Origin of the sequence: Streptomyces sp. A0642, from assembly GCF_004795105.1 — a bacterium.
GTDB lineage: Bacteria > Actinomycetota > Actinomycetes > Streptomycetales > Streptomycetaceae > Streptomyces.
The window spans coordinates 273,248-297,282 of the sequence record NZ_SSBL01000005.1 but is presented as its reverse complement, the minus strand read 5'-3'; the positions used below and the strand labels follow the sequence as shown (position 1 = coordinate 297,282).

Here is a 24,035-nt window from a genome sequence, read left to right as displayed (position 1 = left end):
CCGCTCACCCCAGCAGGAAGGCGCCCGCCGTCGCCGCGCCCAGCGCCGTCCCGGCCGCCACCTGGCCCACCGTGTGGTAGCCGAGCGCGACCCGTGACCAGCACACGGCTGCCGTCATCCCATACCCGAACAGCCACCACGGCGAGTGCACCACGGCGAGCAGCGCCACCACGGCAGAGGCGACCGAGGCATCGACGGAGATCTTCCAGACCGTGTTGACGGCGAGCAGGACGACGGTCATCGCCCACAGCCCGAGCATCGCCGTCAGGATGCCGGAAGGGGCGCCGCCCAGCACCATGACCGCCGAACCGGTGCCGATGGAGCCGAGGATGACGAAGAAGATGGGGGCCCGCTTGGTCCGGTCGACGACATGCCGGTCGCCCCAGGTCCCGCGACCGCGCTCCCACTCGATGTATCCGGCCGGGACGAGCCCGGCGCACAGGGCGCCGAGGAACCCCCAGAGCAGCCCGGTCCACTGGCCCGCCGCCGCCAGCCCGATGGCGAGCATGCCGGCCAACAGGAGGTTGCGGGGCTGGAAGACGTCGGTCACGGTGCGGGCGGTGGACGTCCCGCTGTCCTGCGTGGTGCTCATGCCTGCTGCTCCCGGTCCTGCGTGGTGCTCATGCCTGCTGCTCCTGCTCCTGGTCCTCGGCCGCTTCGGCGGATGCGAGGACCTCCCGGGCCCGCTCCGGTGTGACCGTGCGGTAGGCCGCCGCCACCCGGACCAGCCAGGCGACCTCGCCGTCCTGGTCGGTGGCGTGCTGGGTGCCGACGGCGGCCGCGGCGCCCGCCGGCGCCCCGGCGCTCCGGGCCGACAGCGCCGCCTTGATCCAGTAGGCGTCGGCCAGCGGCCCGGTCCGCTCCCGGTCGGCGCCCCCGTGCGCGGCGGCGGCCTCGGCGGCCGCCAGCAGCGCGTCCGGCACGTAGTGGCGCAGCTTCTCCACCGCGTCGGCGATGTCCGCGGCCCACCGGTCGACGCGCAGGTCGGCCGGGGTGCCGAAGCGGGTCAGCTCGCGGAGCAACGGCGCCGGCGGGTCGAAGGGCTGGTCGGGGAAGGCCGCCATGAGCTCGTACCAGAGCGCGTGCAGTTTCACCTGGGCCCGCCAGAGCTTCGCCCGGCGGCGGACGGTGCTCAGCGCGGGGATGGACGCGCCGATCGCGAAGAAGGCGAACAGCGCCACCTGCGCGGCCTCGGTGACTTCGTCGAACTTCAGGGCGAAGGCCTCGCCGGGCTGGTCGACGACACTGACCCAGAGGAACAGCGTCCGGCTGACGGTGTAGGCGACGCCGATGAACATGGCGAACGTCATCATCCCGAGGCCCACCCGCAGATGGCGCAGCCCGGCGCCGGCGGTGGCGAGCGCCCACTGGTAGGCGCAGACGGCGGAGGCGGCGCCGAGATAGAGGTAGAACACGCTCATGTAGAGGGTCGCGCCCCACTGCCCGGCGTGGTCGGCGACGAAGCGGTCCGAGGGCGTCGACCGGTCGACGACGGTGAAGAACAGGACCGTCAGCAGCACGAGCGTGGCGACGGAGGCCTTCGCGGCGACCTGCTGGATCGAGCGCGCGAACCGTACGTGGCGCGGGACGTCCCCGGCATCGGCGTACTGGCCGTAGATCGCGACGATGTAGCTGAGAATGGCCAGAATCGCCACCGTCGCCGTGTAGTGCTTGATCAGCACGGAGAGGTCGGTGACGGGGCTGTCGTTGAGCCCGATGCGCACGGCCCGGGTCTTGGTCCACAGCGCGGCGGCGAATCCCGCGTAACACCCCCACAGGGCCCGGCGGCGCCGGTCCTCCTCGTCGCCCCACAGGGCGGCCGGCATGCGCCACAGGGCGACGGCTGTCATCAGGCCGGCTATGAGATAGCCGGCGACGTCGAGCGGGGTCACGGCAGAAGTCCTTGTGGTGGGGGGACGGAGGAGAGAGCGGCGGGCGTCGGGGGAAGCGGCGCTACGTACGGCGGAACAGGCCACGGCGGCGGTGGGCGACCGGTCGCGAGAGCGAGTTGGCGAGGCGCCCCACCATGTCATCGCTCGTCACGTCCCTCGCCATGCGGGGGATGAGCGAGGCGCCCAATTCGGCCATGCGCTCGTCATGGGTGTCGTACTGGGCACGGGCCTGGACGGCGTCCGGGCTCTCCAGCGCGTCCGGGCCGACGACCCGGGTGATCAGGGAGGTGTCGAAGACGGGCAGCAGCCGCCGCAGCTGCTCCGCGTCCAGCGAGGTGCCGTGGTCGAACCACTCGTGGCACAGCTCGTGGAGGATGACGTGCTGGGTCTGGTACGCGGTGGGGCGCCGGCGGTAGAGCACGAAGCTGGTCCCGCCGGTCTTCAGCCGCAACCCGCAGGCCGCGTTGACACGAGCGAGCCGGTCGGGCATCTCCTGCAGCACGATGGTGCGGCCACGGGCCGCCTCCATGTTCGCCACCAGCCCCTCGACGGTGAAGGGGGAAGGGAGCGGGAGGCCGGCCAGTCCGTCCTCGCACTCCTTCCGCAGTTCGCGCATGGACACCGCGTCAACTCCGTGGTCCGCCGTCGGCGGGCGGCTGCCGGTCCTTGTCCTTCGCGTCCTGGAGCAGGGCGAGCGCGAACTGCAGCAGTTCCGGCGGCAGTCCGTCCTCGTCCAGTCCCCGGCCGGCCAGCCCGCTGATCTCGCCGGTACGCCGCTTCGCCAGGAACTGCAGTCCGGCGACGACGTCGTCGACGACCTCGGACTCCTCCTTGAAGAAGCGCCAGTCCACACCGAAGCCGAGGCCGAGCGCCTTGAGGATGTCCTCGGACGGCTGGGTGACCTTGCCGGCCAGGATGTTGGAGAAGTAGCTGTGGGAGAGGGACCCGCCGCGTTCCCTGACCAGGTCGGCGAAGACCCGGCCCGAGATCTTGCGGCCGGGGAAGGTCTTCTCGACCATGTACTCGACCTTCTGCCGCAGCGTTCGCAGCTCCGGCGCGCGCTCGTCGCCGCTGTCCATCCGGCCCCCACGTTCACGTCCACCGCACGGGCGTCTGTCCGGCTCCGCGCGGTGCTCGATTCGGTCAACGGGCTCGTACTGTAACGAACCCCGGCGCGGCCCCGGCCGCCCGGGAGGCCCGGTGCCACGCCGTAATGGGATGAAGAGGAGCATCTCGCTCCGGTCTCCGGAGCGGGCTTGCGCAAACACTCTACGTCACTGTTAACTCGAAAAAACATGGGCAGGGGACCACGAGGGGAGTCCCTTGCCCATGAAAACCTCTGCGCGGAATGCGCCTGGTGTGCGGGGGAGGCCCGGCCGGTGTGCGGGCCGAGGTCAGGGCCGGTGTGCGGACGGAGGCCCGGCGGGTGTGTGGCCTGAGGCCCGGGCCGGTGTGCGGGAGGAGGCCCGGGCGGTGTGCGGGCTGAGGCCCGGGCGGCCCGGCTCGTGTGCGGGTGGGCCGCATCCGCCTCGGGCGGGTGCGAGGACTGGGGAGGCCCGGCTCGGGTGTGAGGAGCACGAACCCGACCTCTTGTGCGCGCGGGGCGGGGAGCCCGCCCGGGGGCTTGGGCAGAGGCGCACATAGGTGTAGCCCTTCACGACGGGGGATGCGTGAAGGGCTACGTCTGCATTATGGCCCCTGGTCAGGCAGTCATCAACTGACCAGTCGGTCAGTGCTCTTGACGGGCCCCGCCCGCCCCCTCGGCGGGACGGCGCCGGGTCCCCGCAGGGGGCGCGGGTCCCGGGTCAGCCTCCGGTCCGGTGTCGGGTCCCGGACGGAAGGGCCGGGCCGGACCAGATAAATTCCCCCATCCGACCCGGGAAATCTATCGCGGCTATGCTAGAGACGATGGCTCGCACAATGAGATTTCCTCTTTCGGTCAACGAAGTCAGCGACACGCGGCAGGTGCACATGCCCCCCGAAACCCCTCCGCATGCCTCTGACCGCCTCGATGACGACGACTACCCCGCCTACACCATGGGGCGCGCCGCGGAGATGATCGGCGCCACGCCCGGGTTCCTTCGCGCGATCGGTGACGCACGGCTGATCACCCCGCTGCGCTCGGAGGGCGGTCACCGCCGCTACTCCCGCTACCAGCTGCGCATCGCGGCCCGCGCCCGGGAACTCGTCGACGGCGGAACGCCGATCGAGGCCGCGTGCCGCATCGTGATCCTGGAGGACCAGCTCGAAGAGGCGCTCCGGCTGAACGAGGAGCTGCGCCGGCCCGCCCCGGACCGCGACACGGCCTGACCGGGTGGCTCGGCGGCGCGGCCTGACTAGGTGGTGTCGGCTTGGCGCGGTGGCGGGCGGCATGTGGCGCGCGGTCGGTGCGGGCCCGTGTCCTGCCACGGTCGCCAGGGCTGCTGTAGCACGGAGCGACCAATATCTATAGCCGCAAGCATAGAATTTTATGCAATGGCCGATGAAGGTTTATGACGCGCCGAGCGGAGCGTAATTACTTGCCGCCCCTGCCCGCATTCATTGTGCTACTGTAGATCTCAGTTGCAGTTGTGGTTCCCAAAGACTCCAAGTGCTCTCCTCGGCTAAATGGGCCGATGGGTGCACTTTTGTATTATCCGGCTCATTATCCGGATGGGGTAATCATCGCGGCGACGCGGGACTGGCACAGTGCGAGTCCCCGGGCTCTGCCCCAGAAGGAGATAAAACATGGCTACTGGCACCGTCAAGTGGTTCAACGCGGAAAAGGGCTTCGGCTTCATCGAGCAGGATGGTGGCGGCGCTGACGTCTTCGCCCACTACTCGAACATCGCCGCCAGCGGCTTCCGTGAGCTGCAGGAGGGCCAGAAGGTGAACTTCGACGTCACGCAGGGCCAGAAGGGCCCGCAGGCGGAGAACATCACCCCCGCGTGAATCTGATGACACCGGCGCTCACGCGCTGAGTGCGCATCCACAGCTGGGGCCCGCACCTTGGGTGCGGGCCCCAGCTCGTTGCTTTTCCCGGGCCCGCCCCCGTGCACGCCGTGCCGGCACCACCGCCACGAGCCGCCGGGGAAGCACAGAGGACCCACGCTCTTCACCTTGCGGCGGTCGATCCGCCATGGCTCCCGGACCACCGGTCCGCCGGAGCCCCGTGACGAGACACGCAGGCCCGACGCCGGGCCCGCTCGTCCGTCATTGCGAAGCACCGGACCCGGTTCTGCCGGGCCCGTATCGGCTCAAGACAGGCTGCCGGGCTTCGTTCACGTATGCCAACGGCCCGTTCTTGCGATTCTTGTGCCGCTCGTCGCGCAATGAATTCCTCGATACGCGCCATATCGAGGAAAGGTTCCGTATGAACCGCGATCGCACAGCTCGTTCCAATGACCGTTTCTCCCGTACCCGCAGTGGTGGCGCCAGTTCCGGCGGCTCCCGTTCGAGCGGCGGCGGCTTCCGCTCGCAGGCTCCGGGCCGCCAGGGTGTCGGACAGGGACGCTTCGGCGCCTCGTCCCAGCGCTCCGGTGGTGGCTACGGCCGCCGCCCCGCCGCCAAGCAGGGCGAGTTCGCTCTGCCGACGACCATCACCCCGGGACTGCCCGCCGTCGAGGCCTTCGCCGATCTCGACATGCCCGCACCCCTGCTCGCGGCGCTCACCACCGAGGGCGTCAGCGTGCCGTTCCCGATCCAGGCGGCCACGCTTCCGAACTCCCTGGCCGGCCGCGACGTGCTCGGCCGCGGCCGCACCGGCTCCGGCAAGACGCTCGCCTTCGGCCTGGCCCTGCTGGCCCGTATCGAAGGACGGCGCGCCGACTCCCGCCGCCCGCTGGCCCTGGTCCTCGTGCCCACCCGGGAACTGGCCCAGCAGGTCACCGACGCGCTCACCCCGTACGCCCGCTCGCTCAAGCTGCGGATGGCCACCGTCGTCGGCGGCATGTCGATCGGCCGCCAGTCCGCAGCACTGCGCGGGGGCGCCGAGGTCGTCGTCGCCACTCCCGGTCGCCTCAAGGACCTGATCGAGCGCGGCGACTGCACCCTGGACCGCGTCTCCATCACCGTCCTGGACGAAGCCGACCAGATGGCCGACATGGGCTTCATGCCGCAGGTCACCGAGCTGCTCGACCAGGTGCAGCCGGAGGGCCAGCGGATGCTGTTCTCGGCCACCCTGGACCGCAACGTCGACCTGCTGGTCCGTCGCTACCTGCACGACCCGGTCGTCCACTCGGTCGACCCGGCCGCCGGTGCGGTCACGACGATGGAGCACCACGTGCTCTACGTCCGCGGCGCCGACAAGTACGCCACGACGACGGAGATCGCCGCCCGCGACGGCCGGGTGATCATGTTCCTCGACACCAAGCACGCCGTGGACAAGCTCACCGACCACCTGCTCAGCAGCGGGGTACGGGCGGCGGCGCTGCACGGCGGGAAGTCCCAGCCGCAGCGCACCCGGACCCTGACGCGGTTCAAGACCGGACACGTCACGGTGCTGGTCGCCACGAACGTCGCGGCCCGAGGCATCCACGTCGACAACCTCGACCTGGTCGTCAACGTGGACCCGCCGAGTGACCACAAGGACTACCTGCACCGCGGCGGCCGTACCGCCCGTGCCGGTGAGTCCGGCAGCGTCGTCACGCTGGTGCTGCCCAACCAGCGCCGCGAAATGACGCGCCTGATGGCCGACGCCGGGATCACCCCGCAGGTCGCCGAGGTCCGCTCCGGCGAGGCCGAGCTGAGCCGGATCACCGGTGCGCAGGCCCCTTCCGGCGTGCCCGTGGTCATCACCTCGCCGGCGTCCGAGCGCCCCAAGGGGGGCTCCTCCTCCCGCGGCCGGCGCAGCCGCCCGGCCCAGGCCCGCCGCTCGTCGCCGGTTGCCGCTTCGTCGTCCTCCTCCCAGCCGCGGGGCGGCGGCGCACCGCGCCGCTCGGCCGGCGGCCGCGCCGCCTGACCGATATCCGCGTTCCCGCCCGGCTCCGCTCCCCGAACCCGTTGAGGCACTATGCGCTGCGTCATCGCCCGTTTCCCGTTCGACCTGTTCAAGCACGAGGTCGAGGAATCGATGAAGGGCATCAAGCCCGAACCCGTCACCGGGGAATCGGTGATCATCAGCCGTCGTGTGTACCCCGTCAAGCAGGTGGGCGAGGTCATCACCCGGCAGGACCGCCGCGACTTCTCGGCCGGTGAGGTGACCAGGGCGCTCTCGCGCCTCGGCTTCACCTGCCGTCCCGTCCCGGCTCCCGCCGCGCCCGTGGTGCTCAGCCCCCTGGAAGTGGCCTCGGCCGCACTGGGCACGCCGGACGCCTGAGCCGCACAGTCACCCACCGAGACCCGGTCTTCCCGAGAGGGGGGCCGGGTCTCGGCGTGTGCGGGTGTCGGCTCCAGGGTCAGGCCCCCTGGGCGTCGGCTCCGCCGGGCGTCGGCCCCAGCGTCACGCCGCCTCAGGTCCAGAGGGCCTCGGCTATGGTCACGCCGGCGAACGCCGCGCCGAGCCCCGCGATCACGCTCACCACTGCATTGGCCGCCGCGTAGAACCGGGCCCCGCCCTCGGCCAGCCGCAGGGTCTCGTAACTGAACGTCGAATACGTGGTCAGCGCCCCGCAGAGCCCCGTCCCGAGCAGCAGCTGCACGTGCGAGGAGGCGGCGCCGGCCGCCACCGCGCCGGTCAGCAGGCCCAGCACCAGACAGCCGCTCACGTTCACCACGAAGGTCCCCCACGGGAAGACGGTGTCATGCCTGGACTGCACCGCCCGGTCGGTCAGATATCGCAGGGGGGCACCCACCGCCGCGCCGGTGATCACCAGAAGCCAGTTCACCGGCGGCTGCCGGAATCCGGCTCGGAGCGGACGATCTCGCAGGCGTCCAGCGTGACCGTGCCCTCGCCGGTCAGTTCGGCGATGCGGGGCAGGAACGCCCGGACCTTGGCCTCCGTGTCCACGATCACCACGGCCACCGGCAGGTCCTCGCTGAGCGACAGCAGCCGTTGGGTGTGGATCACCGAGGACGCGCCGAACCCCTCGATCCCGCGGAACACGCTGGCGCCCGCCAGGCCCGCCGCGTGCGCGCGGTGCACGATCTCCGTGCAGACCGGCCGGTGGTGCCAGGTGTCGGACTCGCCGACCAGGACGGTCAGCCGCATACCCGCTGATGTGCCCGTCGTCATGCCTGCCTCCACGCCAGTGCGCGGCGCGTCAGCCACACCGCGCTCCACACCGCCGCGAGGGCCGCGAGCAGTGTCAGTCCCGTGTAGACCAGACCGGCACGGATCCGGCCGCCGTCCACGAGGCGCTCGATGTCCACGGCATACGTCGAGAACGTGGTGAACCCGCCCAGCACCCCGGTGCCGAAGAACGGCCGTACCAGGCGGTGGGCCGTCCACACTTCGCTGATCACCACCATGAACACACCGATCACCGCGCAGCCGACGACGTTCACCACGAGGGTCGTCCACGGGAATCCGCCCGTCGCGGTGGGCCACAGGAGCGCGGCTCCGTAGCGGGCGGACGCGCCGGCCGCGCCGCCGAGAGCGACCGCGGCGACGACGGCGGTCTGCGGGTCGCGGGATCTCGCGGACACCGGCTCGGTGGACACGGATTCTGTGGACACACGGCTCCTACCTGCTCGGGCGCCCGCCCGACGCGGGTGCGGATATACGCACATGGGGACCGTCGGCGGCTTTCGCCGCGGTTCGGTACGGCGGGCCCCTCCGCCGCCCGGTGGCCGTCGCCGGCCCCGCTGTCCTCAGAATATCGCCCGCCCCCGGCCGGGGCGTGTCGGCCGGTGGGGCAGCCTTTAGGGTTGCCGGGTGTATGCCAACGGGGAGTTGCGGACAGCAGCAGGGGACGTAGAGGGCATAAGGCGTGGCCGCACAGGGGAGGTCCGCATCCCGCGGCAGCGGGGCGGGGAGCCCCAAGGCCGGAGGCCGTGGTGGCGGCGGCAACGAGTCCCGGTCGTGGCCGTGGCCGTCGTCGTCCCCCTCTACGCCGTGTGGGCTGCCGTCCTGGCCACCGGTGGCGGTGACCTCGCCGCGCAGCTGGCCTGGTCGGGGTTCACCGCCCGACACCCCGGTACGGCCTACAACCTCTCCTGGTACGGAGGGATGCACACGGCCAACTACAGCGTCTTCTCCTCTTATGTAATGGCCTTCCTCGGTGTGCGTACGGTCTCCGTGGCGGCCGGGATCGCGGGCACCTGGCTCATGGCCCTCCTCTTCGTACGCAGAGGGACGCGGCACGCCCTCTGTCCCGCGGTCCTCGCCGCGCTCGCGCTGTGGTGCAACGTGGCGTCGGGACGTACGACCTTCGCTCTGGGTGTGGCCATCGGCCTCGTCGCCTGCCTGTATGCCCACCGTTCGGTGACCGCCCTGGTGGCCGGGGCGCTGGCGACGATGGCCAGTCCGGTCGCCGGGCTCTTTCTCGTGGTGGCGGGGGCGGCGTACCTCCTGGACCGCCAGTGGCGGAAGGGCGCGGTGCTGATGGTGCCGTTCTTCACCGTCCTGGGCGCCACCACGGTGCTCTTCCCGTTCGACGGTGAACAGCCCATGCACGCCAACCGGCTGTGGATGCCGATCGTCGTCTCTGCCGTCCTGGCCGTCGCCGCCCCAGCGGGACGGGAATGGCGTCTGCTGCGCTACGGCGCCGTGGTGTACGCCGTCGGCGTGCTGCTCACCTTCCTCATCGCCTCGCCGATCGGCACCAACGTGGAGCGGCTGCTCGGTCTCGTCGCCGTGCCCGTCCTGCTCGCGGCGGTCCTGGCCCTCGTACGGGAGAAGGCCTGGGCGCGGACGGCCATGATGGCGGTGGCCCTCGTCCTGTCCGCCAACTGGCTGGTCGACAAGACCGCGGACGACCTCCGGGTGTCGACGTCGGTGCCGGCCTGGGCGTCCCGAACCCAGGGCGTGGTGGGTGAACTCCACCGTCTCGGCGCCGACCGCGGCCGCGTGGAGGTCGTCCCGGCCCGCAACCACCGGGAGGCGGCCGTACTCGCCCCGCACGTGAACATGGCGCGTGGCTGGAACCGCCAGCTCGACGTCGAACGGGGGCGGCTCTTCTACGACGGGATGTTGTCCCCCGTCGGCTACCGGGCCTGGCTGGACCGGTGGGCTGTCGGCTACGTGGTGCTGCACCACGGACAGCCCGACGGACCCGCCGAGGCCGAGGCAGCCCTGGTCAGGGCCGGGCAGCCCTGGCTGCAGCAGGTGTGGCAGGACGCCGGGTGGACGATCTACCGGGTCCGGGACGCGACGCCCCTGGTGGAGGCCCCCGCCGAGGTCATACGCGGCGACGACGCCGAGCTGGTGGTGCGGATGCCGGAGGCGGGATCGGTGACCATCCGCCTCGCCCATTCGCCGTGGCTGCGGGTGAGCGGCATCGACGGGGCGACCGGCGGCTGCCTGCGCCAGGACGGCGAGTGGACGAGGCTGACGGTGCCGAAGGGCGGCACCTACCGACTGGACTCGGCGTACCGGATACCCCGCGGCGGCTGCTGACCCGGTGGTTGCTGATCCGGCGGGTGCTGATCCGGTGGGGGCTGCTGCCCCGGAGCACGGGCCGTACCGGACGGCAGGGCCGCCGACCCCGCGCGGGGCGCGGTCCGGACCAGCGGTTTCACCCGATCGGCCACCGCATCTGCGCGCCGGGCCACGAGGCCGCAGGGTGGTCCCATGTGGCTCCGTCACCGACTCTGGCCGGTCGCCGCGGTCCTCCCGCTCACCCTGCTGATGCTGCGGGACGCCCCGGTGCGCTTCGCGCTGCCTCCGCCCGACGCCCCGGTGCAGGAGCGGACGCCCGGGGTCCCGCAGCCGACGATCGTCACCCGGGCCGCCTGGCACGCGGACGAGAGCATGGTGCGGGAGCACGCTGTCTACACGGGCGCCGTCCGGGCGGTCTTCATCCATCACACGGGCGAGTCCAACACCTACGACTGTGCGGACGTGCCACGCATGCTGCAGGCGGTCGAGGAGGCCCACATCAAGGGCAACGGCTGGGACGACATCGGCTACAACTTCCTCGTCGACCGGTGCGGCACGATCTACGAGGGCCGGGCCGGAGGCATCACGCGTCAGGTGCGCGGGGCGCACACTACGGGCTTCAACGCGGACAGCGTGGGCATAGCCGTGCTGGGCAACTACGGGCGAGGGGCCGAGGTGCCGCGGGTCCTCCTCCGCGCGCTGGCGGAGGTGGCCGCGTGGAAGTTGCGGCCGGGGGCCGATCCGCGCGGCACGGTGCGGCTGGTCTCGACGAACGACGCGAGCAGGTACCCGAAGGGCAGAGCGGCCGTGCTGCACGTCATCTCCGGCCACCGCGACGCATACCAGACCAACTGCCCCGGCGAGGCGCTGTACGCGGAACTGCCGGCGATCCGGGAAGCGGCGGCGGCTCTGCGCGAAGCGCGGACGGGTGCGGAAGACGCGGAGAACCCTCACTGAAGTTTGCATTAGTACGTAAATCCAATCTGTCTAGTTCGAAATGGGCTAGCATTCCGGCATGTCTGCCACCACCCCGCTCCCCGTGACCCTCACCGGCCGCCACGTCCGCGTCGAGCCGCTGTCCCCGGACCACCTGGATGACCTCTTCGCCGCCGGGGGCGGTGACGACGAGGTCTGGCGCTGGCAGGGGGGACCGACCCCGCACACCCCGGACGAGCTCGGCGAGAAGCTCACGAACCTGCTCGCGGCGGCGCGGCGTGGGGAGTACGTCCCGTTCGCCGTCATCCACCTTGCGAGCGGCAAGGCGGTCGGCTGGACCACCTACATGGACATCGACGTGGCCCACGAACGGTTGGAGATCGGCTCGACCTGGTACGGCCGCTCCCACTGGCGCTCGGCGGTCAATACCGAGACGAAGCTTCTTCTGCTGGGGCATGCGTTCGAGGAACTGGGCATGGGGCGAGTCCAGTTGAAAACCGACCATCTCAACGTCCGCTCTCAGGACGCTATCGCCCGGCTCGGAGCCCGGCGCGAAGGTGTGTTGCGGCGCCACCGCCGCCGCCACGACGGCACCTGGCGCGACACCGTCTACTTCTCGTTGCTCGTTGACGAATGGCCCGAGGTGAAGGTCCGCCTGGCTGCACGTCTCTGACCTGACCGCGAGCTGGACGACCCGTCTACGACGACGATACGGGGGCGGGCCCCCGGCCCGGGTCCACCAGTCGGTGGAGTGCCGGTTCCACCGGTCGAGGCTGCCGGAGGAAGCTCTCCGCGAACCAGCATGGACGCATGGAAATGCGACCCGCACATATGGCTCGTTGGAGCGCCCGGCATCCGTGGCGCGCGATCGTCGGCTGGTTCGTCTTCGTGCTGCTGTGCCTCGGCGCGGGCATCGCCGCCGGCAGCAACCCCGCCACCACCAAGGACTTCTGGGTCGGCGAGGCGGGACACGCTGAGTCGATGGCCACCGACGGCGGCCTCCAGCGCCGGCCCACCGAACACATACTGATCCGGGCGAAGTCAGGCCCCCTGGACACCGAACGGGCCGCCGCCGCGGCCCGTGACCTCACCGCACGCATGGACGCGCTGTCCGAGGTGGACAGCGTGGCACCGCCCGTCCGCTCGACGGACGGCACGGCCCTGCGGGTCACTGTGGTCATGAACGGCGCGGAGCTGGACGCCAAGAAGAACGTCGTGCCGCTCCTCGACCGGACCGCGCAGGTGGCCGCCGCCCACCCGGACCTGATCGTGGAGGAGACCGGCTCGCCCGCGATCAGCAAGGGCGTCAACGACCAGCGCGGGGAAGACCTCGCACTGTCCGAACGCCTCTCCCTGCCGGTGACGCTCGTCATCCTGCTGATCGTATTCGGCTCGGTCGTCATGGCCGGTGTGCCGCTGCTGCTGGCGCTCTCCTCGATCGCGGCGACGATGGGCCTGGCCATGCTGGCGTCGCACTTGATGCCCGATCCCGGCGTGGGGACCAACATGATCCTGCTGATGGGGCTGGCGGTCGGCGTCGACTACACCCTCTTCTACCTCAAGCGGGAACGCGAGGAGCGGGCCCGGGCGGACGGCCGGCTGGGCCCCGAGGCGCTCGTGGAGCTCGCCGCGGCGACCGCGGGCCGGGCCGTGGTGGTCTCCGGCCTCGCTGTGATCGTCTGCACCGCCACCCTCTACCTGGCGACCGACGTCATCTTCTCCTCGCTGGCGACCGGCACCATCCTCGTCGTCGCCGTGGCCGTCCTCAGCTCGCTCACCGTGCTGCCGGCACTGCTCGTGAAGCTCGGACACCGGGCCGAACGCCGCATCGCGAAGAAGGCCGCCCGGCGGGCGAAGCGGGGCACCCCCACCCCTGCGAAGCCGGCGAAGGCCGGGAAGCCCGAGAACGGGCGAGTGTTCGGCACCGTCATGCGACCCGCACAGCGCCACCCGGCGATCACCCTGTGCGTATCGGTCCTGGTCATGCTCGCGGTGGCCACGCCGGCACTGGGCCTCAAGCTCATCGACCCGGGCAAGGACACCTTCTCCCGCTCCATCCCCGCCATGCAGGTGTACGACCGGCTGACCGCGGCATTCCCCGAACTCCTGGTCAAACACGAGGTGGTGGCCCGGAGCACCCCCGACCGAGGCCCCGAGGTCAGACAGGCGCTGACGGAGCTGGGCAGGACCGCCCAGACGGACCCGCTCTTCGCCCGCACCCCCGAGCCCGTGGTGCGAACCTCCGCCGACGGCCGGATCAGCGTGCTGGAGCTCGCGGTGCCCTACCCGGCGCCGTCCCACGAGGCGATCGCCTCCCTGGATCACCTGCGCGAGCGCTACATCGCCGAAGACATAGGCAAATTGAAGGGGACCGACATCGCTGTCAGCGGTGACGTGGCCCGCGGCCAGGACTATGTGCACCACGAGCGCGGCAAGCTGCCGCTGGTGATCGGGTTCCTCCTGCTGCTGACCTTCGTGACGACCGCGCTGGCCTTCCGCTCGGTGATCGTCGGCCTGCTCGGAGTCGTCCTCAACCTGCTCTCCGCAGCTGCCGCGCTCGGCGCCCTCGTGCTGGTCTTCCAGGGGACATGGGCGGAGGGAGTGCTCGACTTCGACTCCCTCGGCGCCATCGCGTCCAGGGTGCCGCTCTTCCTCTTCGTGCTTCTGTTCGGCCTGTCGATGGACTACCAGGTATTCGTCGTCAGCCGGATCAAGGAGGCCATGGAGCACGGAATGACGGCCCGTGCGGCGGTAGTCGACGGCATCGACCGTTCGGCGAAGGTGGTGACGAGCGCTGCGCTGGTCATGGTCACGATCTTCGCGGCCTTCGTCTTCCTTCACCTCACGGAGATGAAGCAGATGGGCTTCTGCCTGGCAGTCGCGGTGCTGCTGGACGCGGTGGTCATCCGGATGATGATCCTGCCGTCCGCCCTGCTCCTCCTCGGCGAGCGCGCCTGGCGGCCGCTGCGCAGGCCACGCCGTGGGGTGCCCGAAGCCCCGTCTGCCCGTCCGCTGCGCCACGTAGGCTGACGGCCATGCTTCAACGGCCTCAGCGCGGCGATCCGTTCTGGATCTGGGTGCTCCATGGCTGGGCAGACCTTTCCTGGGGCCTGATCGCTCTGGTCACCCTGGTCACGATGGCGGGTGAAACGCCCACGGAGCGGAAACTCGCCATCCTCGCGCTGACGTCCGTGCTCGCCGCTTGCTACGTGCTGGTGCGCAGACGCCCCGCCCGCCGGGCGCTGAGCCCGTACGGCTATCTGTGGGTGCTCGTCGTCGTGGTGGGGCTCCTGTCATACCTCGGAGACGGCTTCGGGGTGTTCTACGCCGTCACACTCGGCCAGTTCATCGTCTTCGCGGACAGCCCCCGGGGCGCGATTCTCTTCCCCGGCCTCGGCGCCCTGGTGATCACGGTCGGTGGCAGCCTCAGGGAGGGCGGCGAGGCGGAGGTGTTCTTCCAGAACACGATCTCCTCCCTCGGCGTCTGGGCGGTCGCCGTAGTGTTGGCCCTCCTGACGCCCAGGGCACTGGCCCAGCGCGACGAACGAGCCGTGTTGAGAAGGGAGTTGCAGAACACCCAGCTCGAACTGGCCGAGGTGTACCAGCGCCAGGGCGCGGCGGAGGAGCGCGAACGCCTCGCCCGGGAGATCCACGACACCCTCGCCCAGGGCTTCGCCTCCATCATCGTGCTCGCCGAGGCCGCCAGGTCACAGCTGACCGTGGACGTGCACCGCAGCGCGCAGCAGCTCCAGTCCATCGAGCAGACGGCCCGGGAGAACCTGGCCGAAGCCAGGGTCTTGGTCGGTGCCGCTCCTAGCAGCGGCGTGGCCCCCGGCTCGGTCGCCGAGACGCTCCGCCGCACACTGGACCGCTTCGTCGAGGACACCGGCCTCGACGTCACGGCGGACCTCGCCGACATCGCGTGCGACCAGCCGACCCGGATAGCCCTGCTGCGCTGCACGCAGGAGTCCCTGGCCAACGTCCGTAAGCATGCGGCGGCGACGACAGTCGGCGTGGTCCTGGCGCAGGGGCCCGACGCCGTGGAGCTGGAGATCACCGACGACGGCTGCGGGTTCGTCGTCGAGGACTCCCACGGCTTCGGTCTGGACGGCATGCGCAAACGGCTCGCCGAGTTCGGAGGCGGCCTCTCCGTCACCAGCTCGCTCGGCGACGGCACCCGGATCCTCGCCACCATCCCGCTCGATCTCGACGGCCAGGAGTGACATGACGGCAGCAGATACGACCACCCCACCCCTTCGGATCATCCTGGCCGACGACCACACGGTGATGCGCGCAGGCCTCGTCGCCCTGCTGTCCTCGGAGCCCACCGTCGAGATCGTGGGTGAGGCGGGTAACGGCCGCGAAGCGGTCCGCCTAGTCGAACGGGTCCGCCCGGACGTGGCGCTGCTGGATCTGCGGATGCCGGTACTGGACGGGGTGGGCGCCACCCAGGAGATCGTCGCGGGTGAGGCCGCTACCCGGGTGCTGATCCTGACCACGTACGACACCGACGCGGACATCGAGCGGGGCGTCGAGGCGGGTGCCACCGGCTACCTCCTCAAGGACGCCACCCGTGAGCAGCTGGTGGAGGCGATCCACTCGGCGTCACGGGGCGAGACGGTCCTGGCGCCGCGGGTGGCGCAACGCCTGGTGGCCAGGATGCGCCGGCCCGTAGCCGTCACCCTGACCGCGCGAGAATCGGAGGTTTTGCAGGCGGTCGCGGATGGACTGTCGAACGTCGAGATCGGTCGCCGTCTGTTCATCGGCGAGGCCACGGTCAAAACCCACCTGCTGCGGATCTTCGCCAAGCTCGATGTGAACGACCGCACGCGGGCGGTGGTGGTGGCGATGAACGCGGGCCTGCTGAAGGGGCCCTAGGGCCGATGAGGGAGTCGCAGGTGCGCCATCCCGGCGACGTTCTCGCGCCAGCCCCGCGCTGGCCAAGCGCGACCGCTCCGCGCTGACCAGTGCGGCCGCCCCGCGCCGGCCAAGCGCGACCGCACCGTGCTCACCAGCAGCGACTGCATCGCGCTGATCGGTCGACTGCATCGCGCTGATCGGTCGACTGCACCGGGTTGAACGGCCCAGCCGCGGCACCCTGAACAGCCTCACTGCAGACCGCTGATGAGCCGGGCGGGGCACGCTGAAGAGTGCAGTGGACCGTGCAGTGCCGGCGCCGCTAGGTTGTGAGGCGATGACTACCGGGACGGCATCGCGCCATACACGGATCGGTGACCCGGCGGGCCCTTGAGGGCCGCACGGGCCGGTTCCGGCCCGTCCTCTGACCGAGGGCCGGGCGTGCCGCCGGACCATGGGCCCGGAGCGCTGTCCGACCGGGTGAGTGGCCCGTTGCCCCGCCATGGGGCCGGACCGCTGGTGCAGCGAGGAGCAGGACCGCTGGCGCAGCGAGGGCCCTGTGTGTTGTCTCGCGGAGGGCCCGGTCGGTTGTCTCGCCGAGGGCCCGAACCGTCCGCGAGGGCTCCGCCTTCCGTCGTGTCGACCAGCTTCAGGACGTCACCGACAACAGGAGAACCCATGCTCAGCAAGACGTTGCACATTTCCACCGCGGACGGTCAGGCCGACGCGTTCGCCGCTTTTCCCGAGGGCGGTGAGAAGCACCCTGGGGTGCTGATGTACCCGGACGGCTTCGGCATCCGGCCCGTCCTACGGGACATGGCTTGCGAACTGGCCGGTCACGGGTACTACGTACTCGTCCCCAACATCTTCTACCGGCACGGCCCGACGCCGGTGATCGAGCTTCCCGAGCACATCGGAGAGGAGGCCCGGCCCGCGGTCTTCGCCCAGCTGATGCCCTTGATCCAGGCGCACACCGAGGAGCGCAGCCTGAGCGACGCCGATGACTACCTCAGGTTCCTCACCGCTCAGCCCCAGGTCGGGGCAGGACCGGTCGCGGTGACCGGGTACTGCATCGGCGGGCTGGTCGCGATGCGCACCGCCGTGGCGCACCCCGGCCAGGTGGCCGCGGTCGCCTCGTTCCACGGTCCCGTGGGCGCCGTCGGGGCCGAGAGCCTCGCGAAGCTGACGGCCCGGGCCCACCTCGGTCACGCCGAAGGCGACCTGACGCCCGAGGACCTCGCCGAGCTCAACCAGTCCCTGGACGCCGCAGGGGTCGACTACACCTCCGAGATCTACCCCGGCACCCTCCACGGCTTCACCATGTCCGACACCGACGCCTTCGACGCCGCCGCCCTGCAGCGCCACTGGGACCGCCTGCTGCCTCTCCTCGACGGTGCCCTGGGCAGGAGTTGAGCTTCCTGCCCGGACGCCGACGCTGGAACAGGCGGCCCCAGGGACACGTTCGCCCGGTCAGCCCGTGGTGCAGGCCGCCCCGCCGACGGTGAACGAGGAGGGCTTCCCGGTGTTGCCCGCATGGGTGGCCTGGAAGCCGATCTGGACGGTGGCGCCCGGTGCGACCGTCGAGTTGTACGGGAGGCCGGTGGCGGTCACCGCACCGCTGGCCGGGCTGTAGTTGGCGCCCCAGCCCGAGGTGATGGTCTGGCCCGCAGGCAGGGTGAAGGCGAGCGACCAGTTGGCGAGGGGCGTGCTGCCGGTGTTGGTGAGGTTGATCGTCGCGGTCAGCCCGGTGTTCCAGGCGCTGGTGGTGTAGCCCACCCGGCAGCTTCCCGGTGTGGGGTCGGGTCCGGGGCCCGGGTCCGTGGGTGTGGTGGAGTCCAGGCCGAAGAAGGTGATCGCCCGGGCCGCCATGCCGGCGGCGGGCAGCGTGTGACCGGCGCCCTGCATGCTGACCGCCTCCACCGGTGCCTGGTCGCCGCTGCTGCCGTAGCGCGTCCGGGTCCAGCCGGACTGGGGACTGTCGGTGGAGGCGGGGGTCCGGCTCACGCCCAGGACGTTCGTCCACTGGTCGATCTCTTCAGTGAAGTTCGGGTACCGCAGCGTGGCGTCCTCCGTGCCGTGCCAGACCTGCATCCGGGGCCGGGCACCGGTGTAACCGGGGTACGCGGCACGGACGAGGTCGCCCCACTGCTGCGGAGTCCGGTCCACGGTCCCGTTCGCGCAGGCGCTGTTCCACCCCGAACCGTCGGTGGTGGCGAAGCACGAGTGCGGTACGCCCATGAAGGCGGCGCCCGCCTTGAACACGTCCGGGTAGTCGCCCAGCAGGACGTTGGTCATCATCGCGCCCGATGAGGCTCCGGTGACGAAGACCCGGCCGGGGTCGGAGCCGTAGCGCTGCTGGACGTAACTCACCATGGACCTGATCCCGACCGGGTCGCTGCCGCCGTCCCGCTTGAGCGCCTGCGGCGAGGAGACGTCGAAGCAGTTGCCGCTCCGGGTGGCCGACGGGTAGACGACGATGAACCCGTACCGGTCGGCGAGCGAGGCGAACTCCGTACCGGAGTAGAAGGCCGGGCCCGATCCCGTGCAGTAGTGGACCGCCACCAGAACCGCCGGCCGCGCTCCGACGCTGTTCGGCACGTAGAGGTGCATGCGCAGGCTGCTCGGGTTGCTGCCGAAGTTCGTCACCTCCGTCAGCGTGGCGGCGGAGGCGGGAGGGGCGAGGGCGAGGAGGAGCGCCGACACGAGGGGGAGGATGCCTCCGAGAAGCGCGGTGAGCAGGGTTCTCGGCGACCGTCGCGGCCTCGCCGACGGGCGTACCCGTGGCGTCGATACGGCCGGTGTCGCCGTGGCGGGTGCGTGCGTGGGCCGTTCGGTCCCCGATCGGCCGGTCATGGATCTATTGGTCATGTCCCTGTCCTTCCTAGACTGCCCGCTGTGAAGGGATTGCTGCTGCGGCTGTCGGCGCTGGATGCGGACGCCGCCACCGCCGTGCGCGTGATCGCCCACTTCGAGGCGCTCCTCGGCAGCGGTCCTGACCCGGTGGCCCTGACGCGCAGCACCGCAGGTCTTGCCGGGTGCGCGGCGGGGCTCGAACTCCCCGACGGCCGATCGGCACGTTTCGGGCCCGACGGGACGGCCCTGGCCGGGACGCCGGGGCGTGTCTCGGGGCGGGTGGCTCTGGAGCCGTCAGGTGCGGTGTGGCTGGAACGGGGCGGAGAGCAGGGCCCGTTCGACGAGCTCGTCCTGGAGTGGATGGCCATCACCGCGAGGGTGCTGGCCGGCCGGTCCCGGCAGCCGCAGGCGCTCCGCGCGGCCGATCCTGCCCTGGTCGAACTGGTGCTGTCCGGCCGGGAGGACGCCTCGGACCGGGTCCGCGCGTTGCGGTTGCTGGGCCTGGCGCCGGAGGAGGAGCTGCGGGTGGTCGCGGTGGCCGGCCGGCCCGGAGCGGACGCGGGGTTGGAGGCGGTGGCGCTGCTGGGGCGCGGAACCCTGTGGGGCACGGTCAGGGTGGCGCGGGTCGGCGCACTGGGCGCGGCGCTGGTGCAGCGTACGGGCGAGGCGAGGGGCGAGGGCGGCGGAGAGGGCGGGAACGGTGCGGCTGCGGAGCTGCGGGAGGCGTTGAGGGCGCGTGACCGGGAAAGGGGCGTGTCCGGCCGGCCCGCGCACGGCATCCGGGTGGGTGTCGGCGGCCGTACGGAGCCTCTGGATGCGCGGACGTCCTGGGCGCAGGCACGGGCCGCCCTGCGGTTCGCGGTGGCGGACACCCCGCAGGACGCGGTGGCCGACCACGGCGAGCTCGGGCCGGTCGCCCTCCTGGCGGACATCCCGGCCGACCGCTTGCGGGCCCAGGACGACGTGAAGCGGCTGGCGAAGCTGGCCAGCGGCGAGCGCGCCGGACAGGGCGACGGCCTCCTGGCGGCCTTGGCCGCGTTCTGCCGGACGGGCACTCTGCGGCAGGCAGCGGCCGAGTTGCACCTGCACCACAGTTCGGTGGCGGCGCGGCTGGCACGCGTGGAGAAGGAGTCCGGCTGGAGCCTGCGTGATCCGCAGGACCGTCTCCGGGCCCAACTGGCCTTGTACGCGGTGCGCCTGGCCGGTAACGAGGGCGACCCGGAGGATGCCGGGGGCTGACGGAGGCCCCTCGCGCTCACGTCACCGCCGCCCGAGGGCCGTACCGAGCACATGGATCGCCTCCTCGGTGGCGCCCCGTATGACGGTGGCGTGCTCCACGGCCCACGCTCCGTGGAAGGTCCCCGGGAGCATCCGGATCCGGGTGGGTACGGAGGCGCTGGTCAGGGCGTGCGCGTAGTCGACGCCCTCGTCCCGCAGCGGGTCGAACTCCATGACCGAGATGTACGTGGGCGGAAGCCCGGCCAGGGCCTCGGCCGTCGCGCGGGCGGGGGCGGCGTACGCGGAAACCGCGGCGGTGGCCCGTACCTCCGCGCCGAGATAGGCGTCCCAGCTGCGGCGCGCGTTGTCCCGGTTCCACACCGGCGTGTCGGTGAACAGCCGGGCGCTCGGCGTCTCCAGCCGGTCGTCGAGCGCCGGGCTGCACAGGTGCTGGAAGCAGACCGCGGGGCCGCCGCGATCCCGGCAGAGCAGCGTCAGCGCGGCGGCGAGACCGGCGCCGGCGCTGTCACCCCACAGGGCGATGCGGTCGGGCCGGACGCCCAGGGCGCCGGCGTAGTCGGTGAGCGCGCGCAGTCCCGCGTAACAGTCCTCCAGGGCGGCGGGGAAGGGGTGCTCGGGCGCGAGCCGGTAGTCGACCGAGGCCACGAGCACCTCCAACTCCCGGCAGAGCAGCAGGTTCCAGTCGTGGTCGACGTCCGGCGACCCCAGGACGAAGCCTCCGCCGTGGATGCCGTAGACGACGGGGAGCGGGCCCGCTCCCCGTGCGCGGGACTGCGGCCGGTAGACGCGCAGCGTGACGTCCGGGGCGCCGGGCGGGCCGGGGGCGAGGAAATCGCACACGTCGACTCCGGCGCTGTCGGACGCGGCGAGGGCCGCGGTCACCTGTCGGCCCTGGGCGGCCCGGGCGGCGGCCAGATCGGTGATGTCGACCTCGGGCATCATCGCGAGTGCGGCGGCGAGTTCGGGATCGAAAGTGTGCGGCGAGCGCATGTCTCTCCTCCGGTGCCGTACGTGCCCCGTGGGGGTGGTGAGGTGACGCTCTCACGGTCCGTTGCCGCAGGTCATCAGACGTACGTCGGGAGAAGTGGCGGCCGCGCCCGACACGGCGACGAATTCCGAGCGCTCTTCGGCCGGTATGTGGTGCGGTGGTTGCAGGAAAATGGCTTTTGACCTGCCGAAACGCTGAGGGTGAGGAGTGCGGCGGTCCTCTTGACCTGGCCAGAAAATGTCCCTACGTTCTCCCCGCTCGATCGCGAACACATCCGAAACATTCGATCGCGGGACGAGGCGCATGGGTCCGAGGGCCGGAGTGCCGAGTCGCCGCCACGCGGAAATGGGACCGGTATTGACCCACAGCAGGAGCGCCTCCGACGCCTCCACGTCCCCCTCCACCGACGCGTGGCGTGCCCGCCCCCGCCGTGTCCTGGCCCGCCGCGCGGAACCCCTGCTGATCTCCGGAGGGCCGTGCCTGACCGCACCGGCGGCCACGGGCTTCACCCAGGCGGATCGGGAGGATCGGGCGGATCGGATGGATCGGGTGGATCAGGCCGAACAGGCCGAACAGGCCGACCCGGCCGGTGCCGGCATCGCCGACCTCACCGGCATCATCGATTCCACCCGGCACGGCGGCAGAACACTCGCCCTGACCTTCGACGACGGCCCGAACCCCGCCGATACCCCGCAGTTGCTGAAGGTGCTGCGCAGGCACCGCGTCAAAGCGGTGTTCTGCCTGTGGGGCGAACACGTCAAAGAGCACCCGGAACTGGTGCGCGCGATCGTCGCGGGCGGCCACACGTTGGGCAACCACACCATGCGTCACGACGACCTGTCCTCGTGGTCGCCGGAGCGGATCCGGGCCGACCTGGAAATGACCAACGCCGAGATTCACCGGGCCGCTCCCGGCACGCGGATTCCCTACTTCCGTGCCCCGTACGGAAGGTGGGGGAGGAGTCCGGAGGTGGCGTACGGCCTCGGCATGCGGCCGCTCGGCTGGCGGCTGGCGATCGGGGACTGGGAGCCGCCGGGCACCGACGAACTGATCCGTCGCATCGAAGAGGGGATCACGCCCGGTTCCGTGGTGCTGCTGCACGACGGCGGCGGGGACCGCAGCCAGACGGTGGCAGCTGTCGACCGCGTGGTGCCGGAACTCAGGTTCCGGGGCTGGCGCTTCGATCGCCCGGCCCGCCACGCGTAACACCGAGAAACGCGGGCATGGCTCCGAACCGACAACGCGCCGGTCGCCCCCAAGACCGGCCCTCCCCTTCCTTTCCCTTCCTTTCCCTTCCGTCCTCTTCAGGAGACCGCATGAGAAAGCACCTGGCGCGGCTTCGGACGCACCGTACCGGCGGCCGGTTCGCGGCCCTTCTGGCCGGAGCCCTGCTGGTGGCGACGGCTCAGCCGACCACCGCCGCGCCCCGGCCCGCGCCGACGGCGCCCGCTTCGTCGTCGGTCGCTCACCGGCCGGCCCGCCCGGCCTGGACCGGCACATGGGCCACGGCGCCCACGCAGACGCCGGCTTCGGACACCACCGCGTTCGAGGACCAGACCCTTCGCCAGGTCGTGCGCGTGAGCATCGGCGGCGGACGGGTGCGTATCCGGCTGTCGAACGAGTTCGGTGACCGCCCGCTGGTCATCGGCGAGGCCCGGGTCGCCCGCCCCGCGGCCGGGGGGCCGGACTCGCGCATCGACCCGCGTACCGACCGCCCGCTCACTTTCGGCGGCCATGCCTCGGTGACGATTCCGGCGGGCGCACCCCTGCTCAGCGACCCGGTCGACCTGCGGGTGCCCGCTGGGTCCGACCTCGTCGTGAGCATCCACCTGCCCGAGCGCACGGCGGGCTCGACGCTCCACGCGTTCGCCCAGCGGCAGAACTATGTGGCGTCCGGCAACGTCACCCGGCACCCCGGCATCGAGGCGACGTCCACCAACGACCGCTGGTACTTCCTGACCGGCGTGAGTGTGGCCCCGCTCCAGGCCGATGGTGTGGGCCGGGCGGAGGGTGTGGACCGCTCCTCGGCCGTGGTGACCCTCGGCGACTCCATCACGGACGGTGCGAACACCGAGCCGGGCGCCGATCACCGCTGGCCCGACTTCCTGGCCCAGCGTCTGCGCACCGCCTACGGACCGTACGCGCGAGGCGTGCTGAACGAGGGGGTCAGCGGCAACCGCCTCCTGCACGACCCCAGTCCGCCCGCCGGATCCGACGCGGAGAACTTCGCGGCCTATTTCGGCCAGAGTGCCCTGCGCCGCTTCGACCGCGACGTCGCCGCCCAGCCGGGTGCGCGCCACCTCATCGTGCTCCTGGGCGTGAACGATCTCGGTCACCCCGGCACGGTGGCCCCCGAGTCGGAACGGGTGTCGGCTGCGGACCTGATCGACGCCCACCGCCAGTTGATCGCCCGGGCCCATGAGCGGGGGCTGAAGGCGTACGGCGGCACGATCCTTCCGTTCAAGGGCGACACGCTCGGCTTCTACTCGCCGGCGAACGAGGCCGCACGCACCACCTTCAACCACTGGCTGCGGACCAGCGGCGAATACGACGGCGTTATCGACTTCGACAAGGCGCTGCGCGATCCGTCCGACCCGCAGCACCTCCTGGCCCGGTACGACAGCGGCGACCACCTCCACCCGAACGACGCGGGCGCCGAGGCGATGGCGAAGGCGGTGCCGCTGAAGTTCCTGCGCTGAGGTCAGCCTGCTGCACGCCGGGGAAGGATCGAGGGTCCAGGGAGGCCTGCTGTCCGCCGGGCAGGATCCAGCGCGGCCTGCTGTTCGCCGGGCAGGATGCAGCGCGGCCTTCT

General features: G+C 71.4%; 23 protein-coding genes. 14 read left to right on the top strand and 9 right to left on the bottom strand.

Annotated elements, in window-relative coordinates:
* Window positions 1–4: 4 nt before the first annotated feature.
* The 4 genes from E6R60_RS12965 to E6R60_RS12950 all read right to left on the bottom strand — a co-directional run bounded on the left by E6R60_RS12965 (window position 5) and on the right by E6R60_RS12950 (window position 2,971).
* Window positions 5–592 (bottom strand): hypothetical protein, encoded by a 588-nt coding sequence (locus E6R60_RS12965; protein WP_136326645.1) that lies wholly within the window; start codon window positions 590–592, stop codon window positions 5–7.
* 28 nt (window positions 593–620) lie between these two features.
* Window positions 621–1,892, bottom strand: coding sequence for an MAB_1171c family putative transporter (locus tag E6R60_RS12960; protein ID WP_136326644.1), 1,272 nt, complete (start codon window positions 1,890–1,892; stop codon window positions 621–623).
* A 61-nt stretch (window positions 1,893–1,953) separates the two neighbouring features.
* Window positions 1,954–2,514 (bottom strand): toxin, encoded by a 561-nt coding sequence (locus E6R60_RS12955; protein ID WP_136326786.1) that lies wholly within the window; start codon window positions 2,512–2,514, stop codon window positions 1,954–1,956.
* A gap of 4 nt (window positions 2,515–2,518) precedes the next feature.
* Window positions 2,519–2,971, bottom strand: a complete 453-nt coding sequence (locus tag E6R60_RS12950; protein WP_136326643.1) for a hypothetical protein — start codon at window positions 2,969–2,971, stop codon at window positions 2,519–2,521.
* A gap of 892 nt (window positions 2,972–3,863) precedes the next feature.
* Between E6R60_RS12950 and E6R60_RS12945 the strand changes: the two genes are divergently transcribed.
* From E6R60_RS12945 to E6R60_RS12930, 4 genes are all read left to right on the top strand, one after another.
* Complete coding sequence (locus E6R60_RS12945) at window positions 3,864–4,202, top strand: MerR family transcriptional regulator (RefSeq protein WP_136326785.1); 339 nt, start codon at window positions 3,864–3,866, stop codon at window positions 4,200–4,202.
* A 417-nt stretch (window positions 4,203–4,619) separates the two neighbouring features.
* Entirely contained in the window at window positions 4,620–4,823 is a 204-nt protein-coding gene (locus E6R60_RS12940; protein ID WP_015609674.1) for a cold-shock protein, read from the top strand.
* A 421-nt stretch (window positions 4,824–5,244) separates the two neighbouring features.
* A complete protein-coding gene (locus E6R60_RS12935; RefSeq protein ID WP_136326642.1) occupies window positions 5,245–6,831 on the top strand; it encodes a DEAD/DEAH box helicase in 1,587 nt (528 codons plus the stop codon).
* Window positions 6,832–6,882: 51 nt separating this feature from the next.
* On the top strand, window positions 6,883–7,188 hold the full coding sequence (locus E6R60_RS12930) for an SCO5918 family protein (RefSeq protein ID WP_136326641.1): 306 nt from the start codon (window positions 6,883–6,885) through the stop codon (window positions 7,186–7,188).
* A gap of 133 nt (window positions 7,189–7,321) precedes the next feature.
* Here the strand turns inward: E6R60_RS12930 and crcB (E6R60_RS12925) are convergent, their stop codons facing one another.
* Genes crcB (E6R60_RS12925) through crcB (E6R60_RS12915) form a run of 3 tightly spaced genes read right to left on the bottom strand, consistent with a single transcriptional unit; the run spans window position 7,322 to window position 8,471 of the window.
* Window positions 7,322–7,696: a fluoride efflux transporter CrcB gene (gene crcB / locus E6R60_RS12925; protein ID WP_136326640.1), complete on the bottom strand. Its 375-nt coding sequence runs from the start codon at window positions 7,694–7,696 to the stop codon at window positions 7,322–7,324.
* Complete coding sequence (locus E6R60_RS12920; RefSeq protein WP_136326639.1) at window positions 7,693–8,043, bottom strand: DUF190 domain-containing protein; 351 nt, start codon at window positions 8,041–8,043, stop codon at window positions 7,693–7,695. Before E6R60_RS12920 ends, crcB (E6R60_RS12925) begins: the two co-directional genes overlap by 4 nt.
* A complete protein-coding gene (gene crcB / locus E6R60_RS12915; RefSeq protein ID WP_240802539.1) occupies window positions 8,040–8,471 on the bottom strand; it encodes a fluoride efflux transporter CrcB in 432 nt (143 codons plus the stop codon). The genes E6R60_RS12920 and crcB (E6R60_RS12915) overlap by 4 nt, the downstream gene beginning before the upstream one ends.
* Window positions 8,472–8,832: 361 nt before the next feature.
* On the opposite strand from crcB (E6R60_RS12915), the gene E6R60_RS12910 reads away from it, so the two are divergent.
* The 7 genes from E6R60_RS12910 (at window position 8,833) to E6R60_RS12880 (ending at window position 17,556) form a co-directional block, all read left to right on the top strand.
* Window positions 8,833–10,368 carry a hypothetical protein gene (locus tag E6R60_RS12910; protein WP_240802527.1) on the top strand — a complete coding sequence of 512 codons (1,536 nt, stop codon included), beginning with the start codon at window positions 8,833–8,835 and terminating at the stop codon, window positions 10,366–10,368.
* A 174-nt stretch (window positions 10,369–10,542) separates the two neighbouring features.
* Window positions 10,543–11,307 carry a peptidoglycan recognition protein gene (locus tag E6R60_RS12905; protein ID WP_136326637.1) on the top strand — a complete coding sequence of 255 codons (765 nt, stop codon included), beginning with the start codon at window positions 10,543–10,545 and terminating at the stop codon, window positions 11,305–11,307.
* Between the two features lie 58 nt (window positions 11,308–11,365).
* Window positions 11,366–11,959 carry a GNAT family protein gene (locus tag E6R60_RS12900; RefSeq protein ID WP_136326636.1) on the top strand — a complete coding sequence of 198 codons (594 nt, stop codon included), beginning with the start codon at window positions 11,366–11,368 and terminating at the stop codon, window positions 11,957–11,959.
* 137 nt (window positions 11,960–12,096) lie between these two features.
* The gene (locus E6R60_RS12895) at window positions 12,097–14,316 is read left to right on the top strand and encodes an MMPL family transporter (RefSeq protein ID WP_168713591.1); all 2,220 of its coding nucleotides are present in this window, start codon (window positions 12,097–12,099) and stop codon (window positions 14,314–14,316) included.
* Window positions 14,317–14,321: 5 nt separating this feature from the next.
* Complete coding sequence (locus E6R60_RS12890; RefSeq protein ID WP_136326635.1) at window positions 14,322–15,509, top strand: sensor histidine kinase; 1,188 nt, start codon at window positions 14,322–14,324, stop codon at window positions 15,507–15,509.
* A gap of 1 nt (window position 15,510) precedes the next feature.
* Window positions 15,511–16,164 (top strand): response regulator transcription factor, encoded by a 654-nt coding sequence (locus E6R60_RS12885; RefSeq protein ID WP_136326634.1) that lies wholly within the window; start codon window positions 15,511–15,513, stop codon window positions 16,162–16,164.
* Window positions 16,165–16,821: 657 nt separating this feature from the next.
* On the top strand, window positions 16,822–17,556 hold the full coding sequence (locus E6R60_RS12880) for a dienelactone hydrolase family protein (RefSeq protein WP_136326633.1): 735 nt from the start codon (window positions 16,822–16,824) through the stop codon (window positions 17,554–17,556).
* 57 nt (window positions 17,557–17,613) lie between these two features.
* On the opposite strand, the gene E6R60_RS12875 is transcribed toward E6R60_RS12880, so the two are convergent.
* Window positions 17,614–18,846, bottom strand: a complete 1,233-nt coding sequence (locus tag E6R60_RS12875) for a PHB depolymerase family esterase (protein WP_240802526.1) — start codon at window positions 18,844–18,846, stop codon at window positions 17,614–17,616.
* A 192-nt stretch (window positions 18,847–19,038) separates the two neighbouring features.
* Between E6R60_RS12875 and E6R60_RS12870 the strand changes: the two genes are divergently transcribed.
* On the top strand, window positions 19,039–20,235 hold the full coding sequence (locus E6R60_RS12870; protein ID WP_136326632.1) for a helix-turn-helix domain-containing protein: 1,197 nt from the start codon (window positions 19,039–19,041) through the stop codon (window positions 20,233–20,235).
* A 21-nt stretch (window positions 20,236–20,256) separates the two neighbouring features.
* On the opposite strand, the gene E6R60_RS12865 is transcribed toward E6R60_RS12870, so the two are convergent.
* Window positions 20,257–21,225: an alpha/beta hydrolase gene (locus E6R60_RS12865; protein WP_136326631.1), complete on the bottom strand. Its 969-nt coding sequence runs from the start codon at window positions 21,223–21,225 to the stop codon at window positions 20,257–20,259.
* Window positions 21,226–21,763: 538 nt separating this feature from the next.
* On the opposite strand from E6R60_RS12865, the gene E6R60_RS12860 reads away from it, so the two are divergent.
* Complete coding sequence (locus E6R60_RS12860) at window positions 21,764–22,429, top strand: polysaccharide deacetylase family protein (RefSeq protein WP_136326630.1); 666 nt, start codon at window positions 21,764–21,766, stop codon at window positions 22,427–22,429.
* Between the two features lie 110 nt (window positions 22,430–22,539).
* Window positions 22,540–23,922 carry an SGNH/GDSL hydrolase family protein gene (locus E6R60_RS12855; RefSeq protein ID WP_136326629.1) on the top strand — a complete coding sequence of 461 codons (1,383 nt, stop codon included), beginning with the start codon at window positions 22,540–22,542 and terminating at the stop codon, window positions 23,920–23,922.
* The last annotated feature ends 113 nt before the right edge of the window (window positions 23,923–24,035 follow it).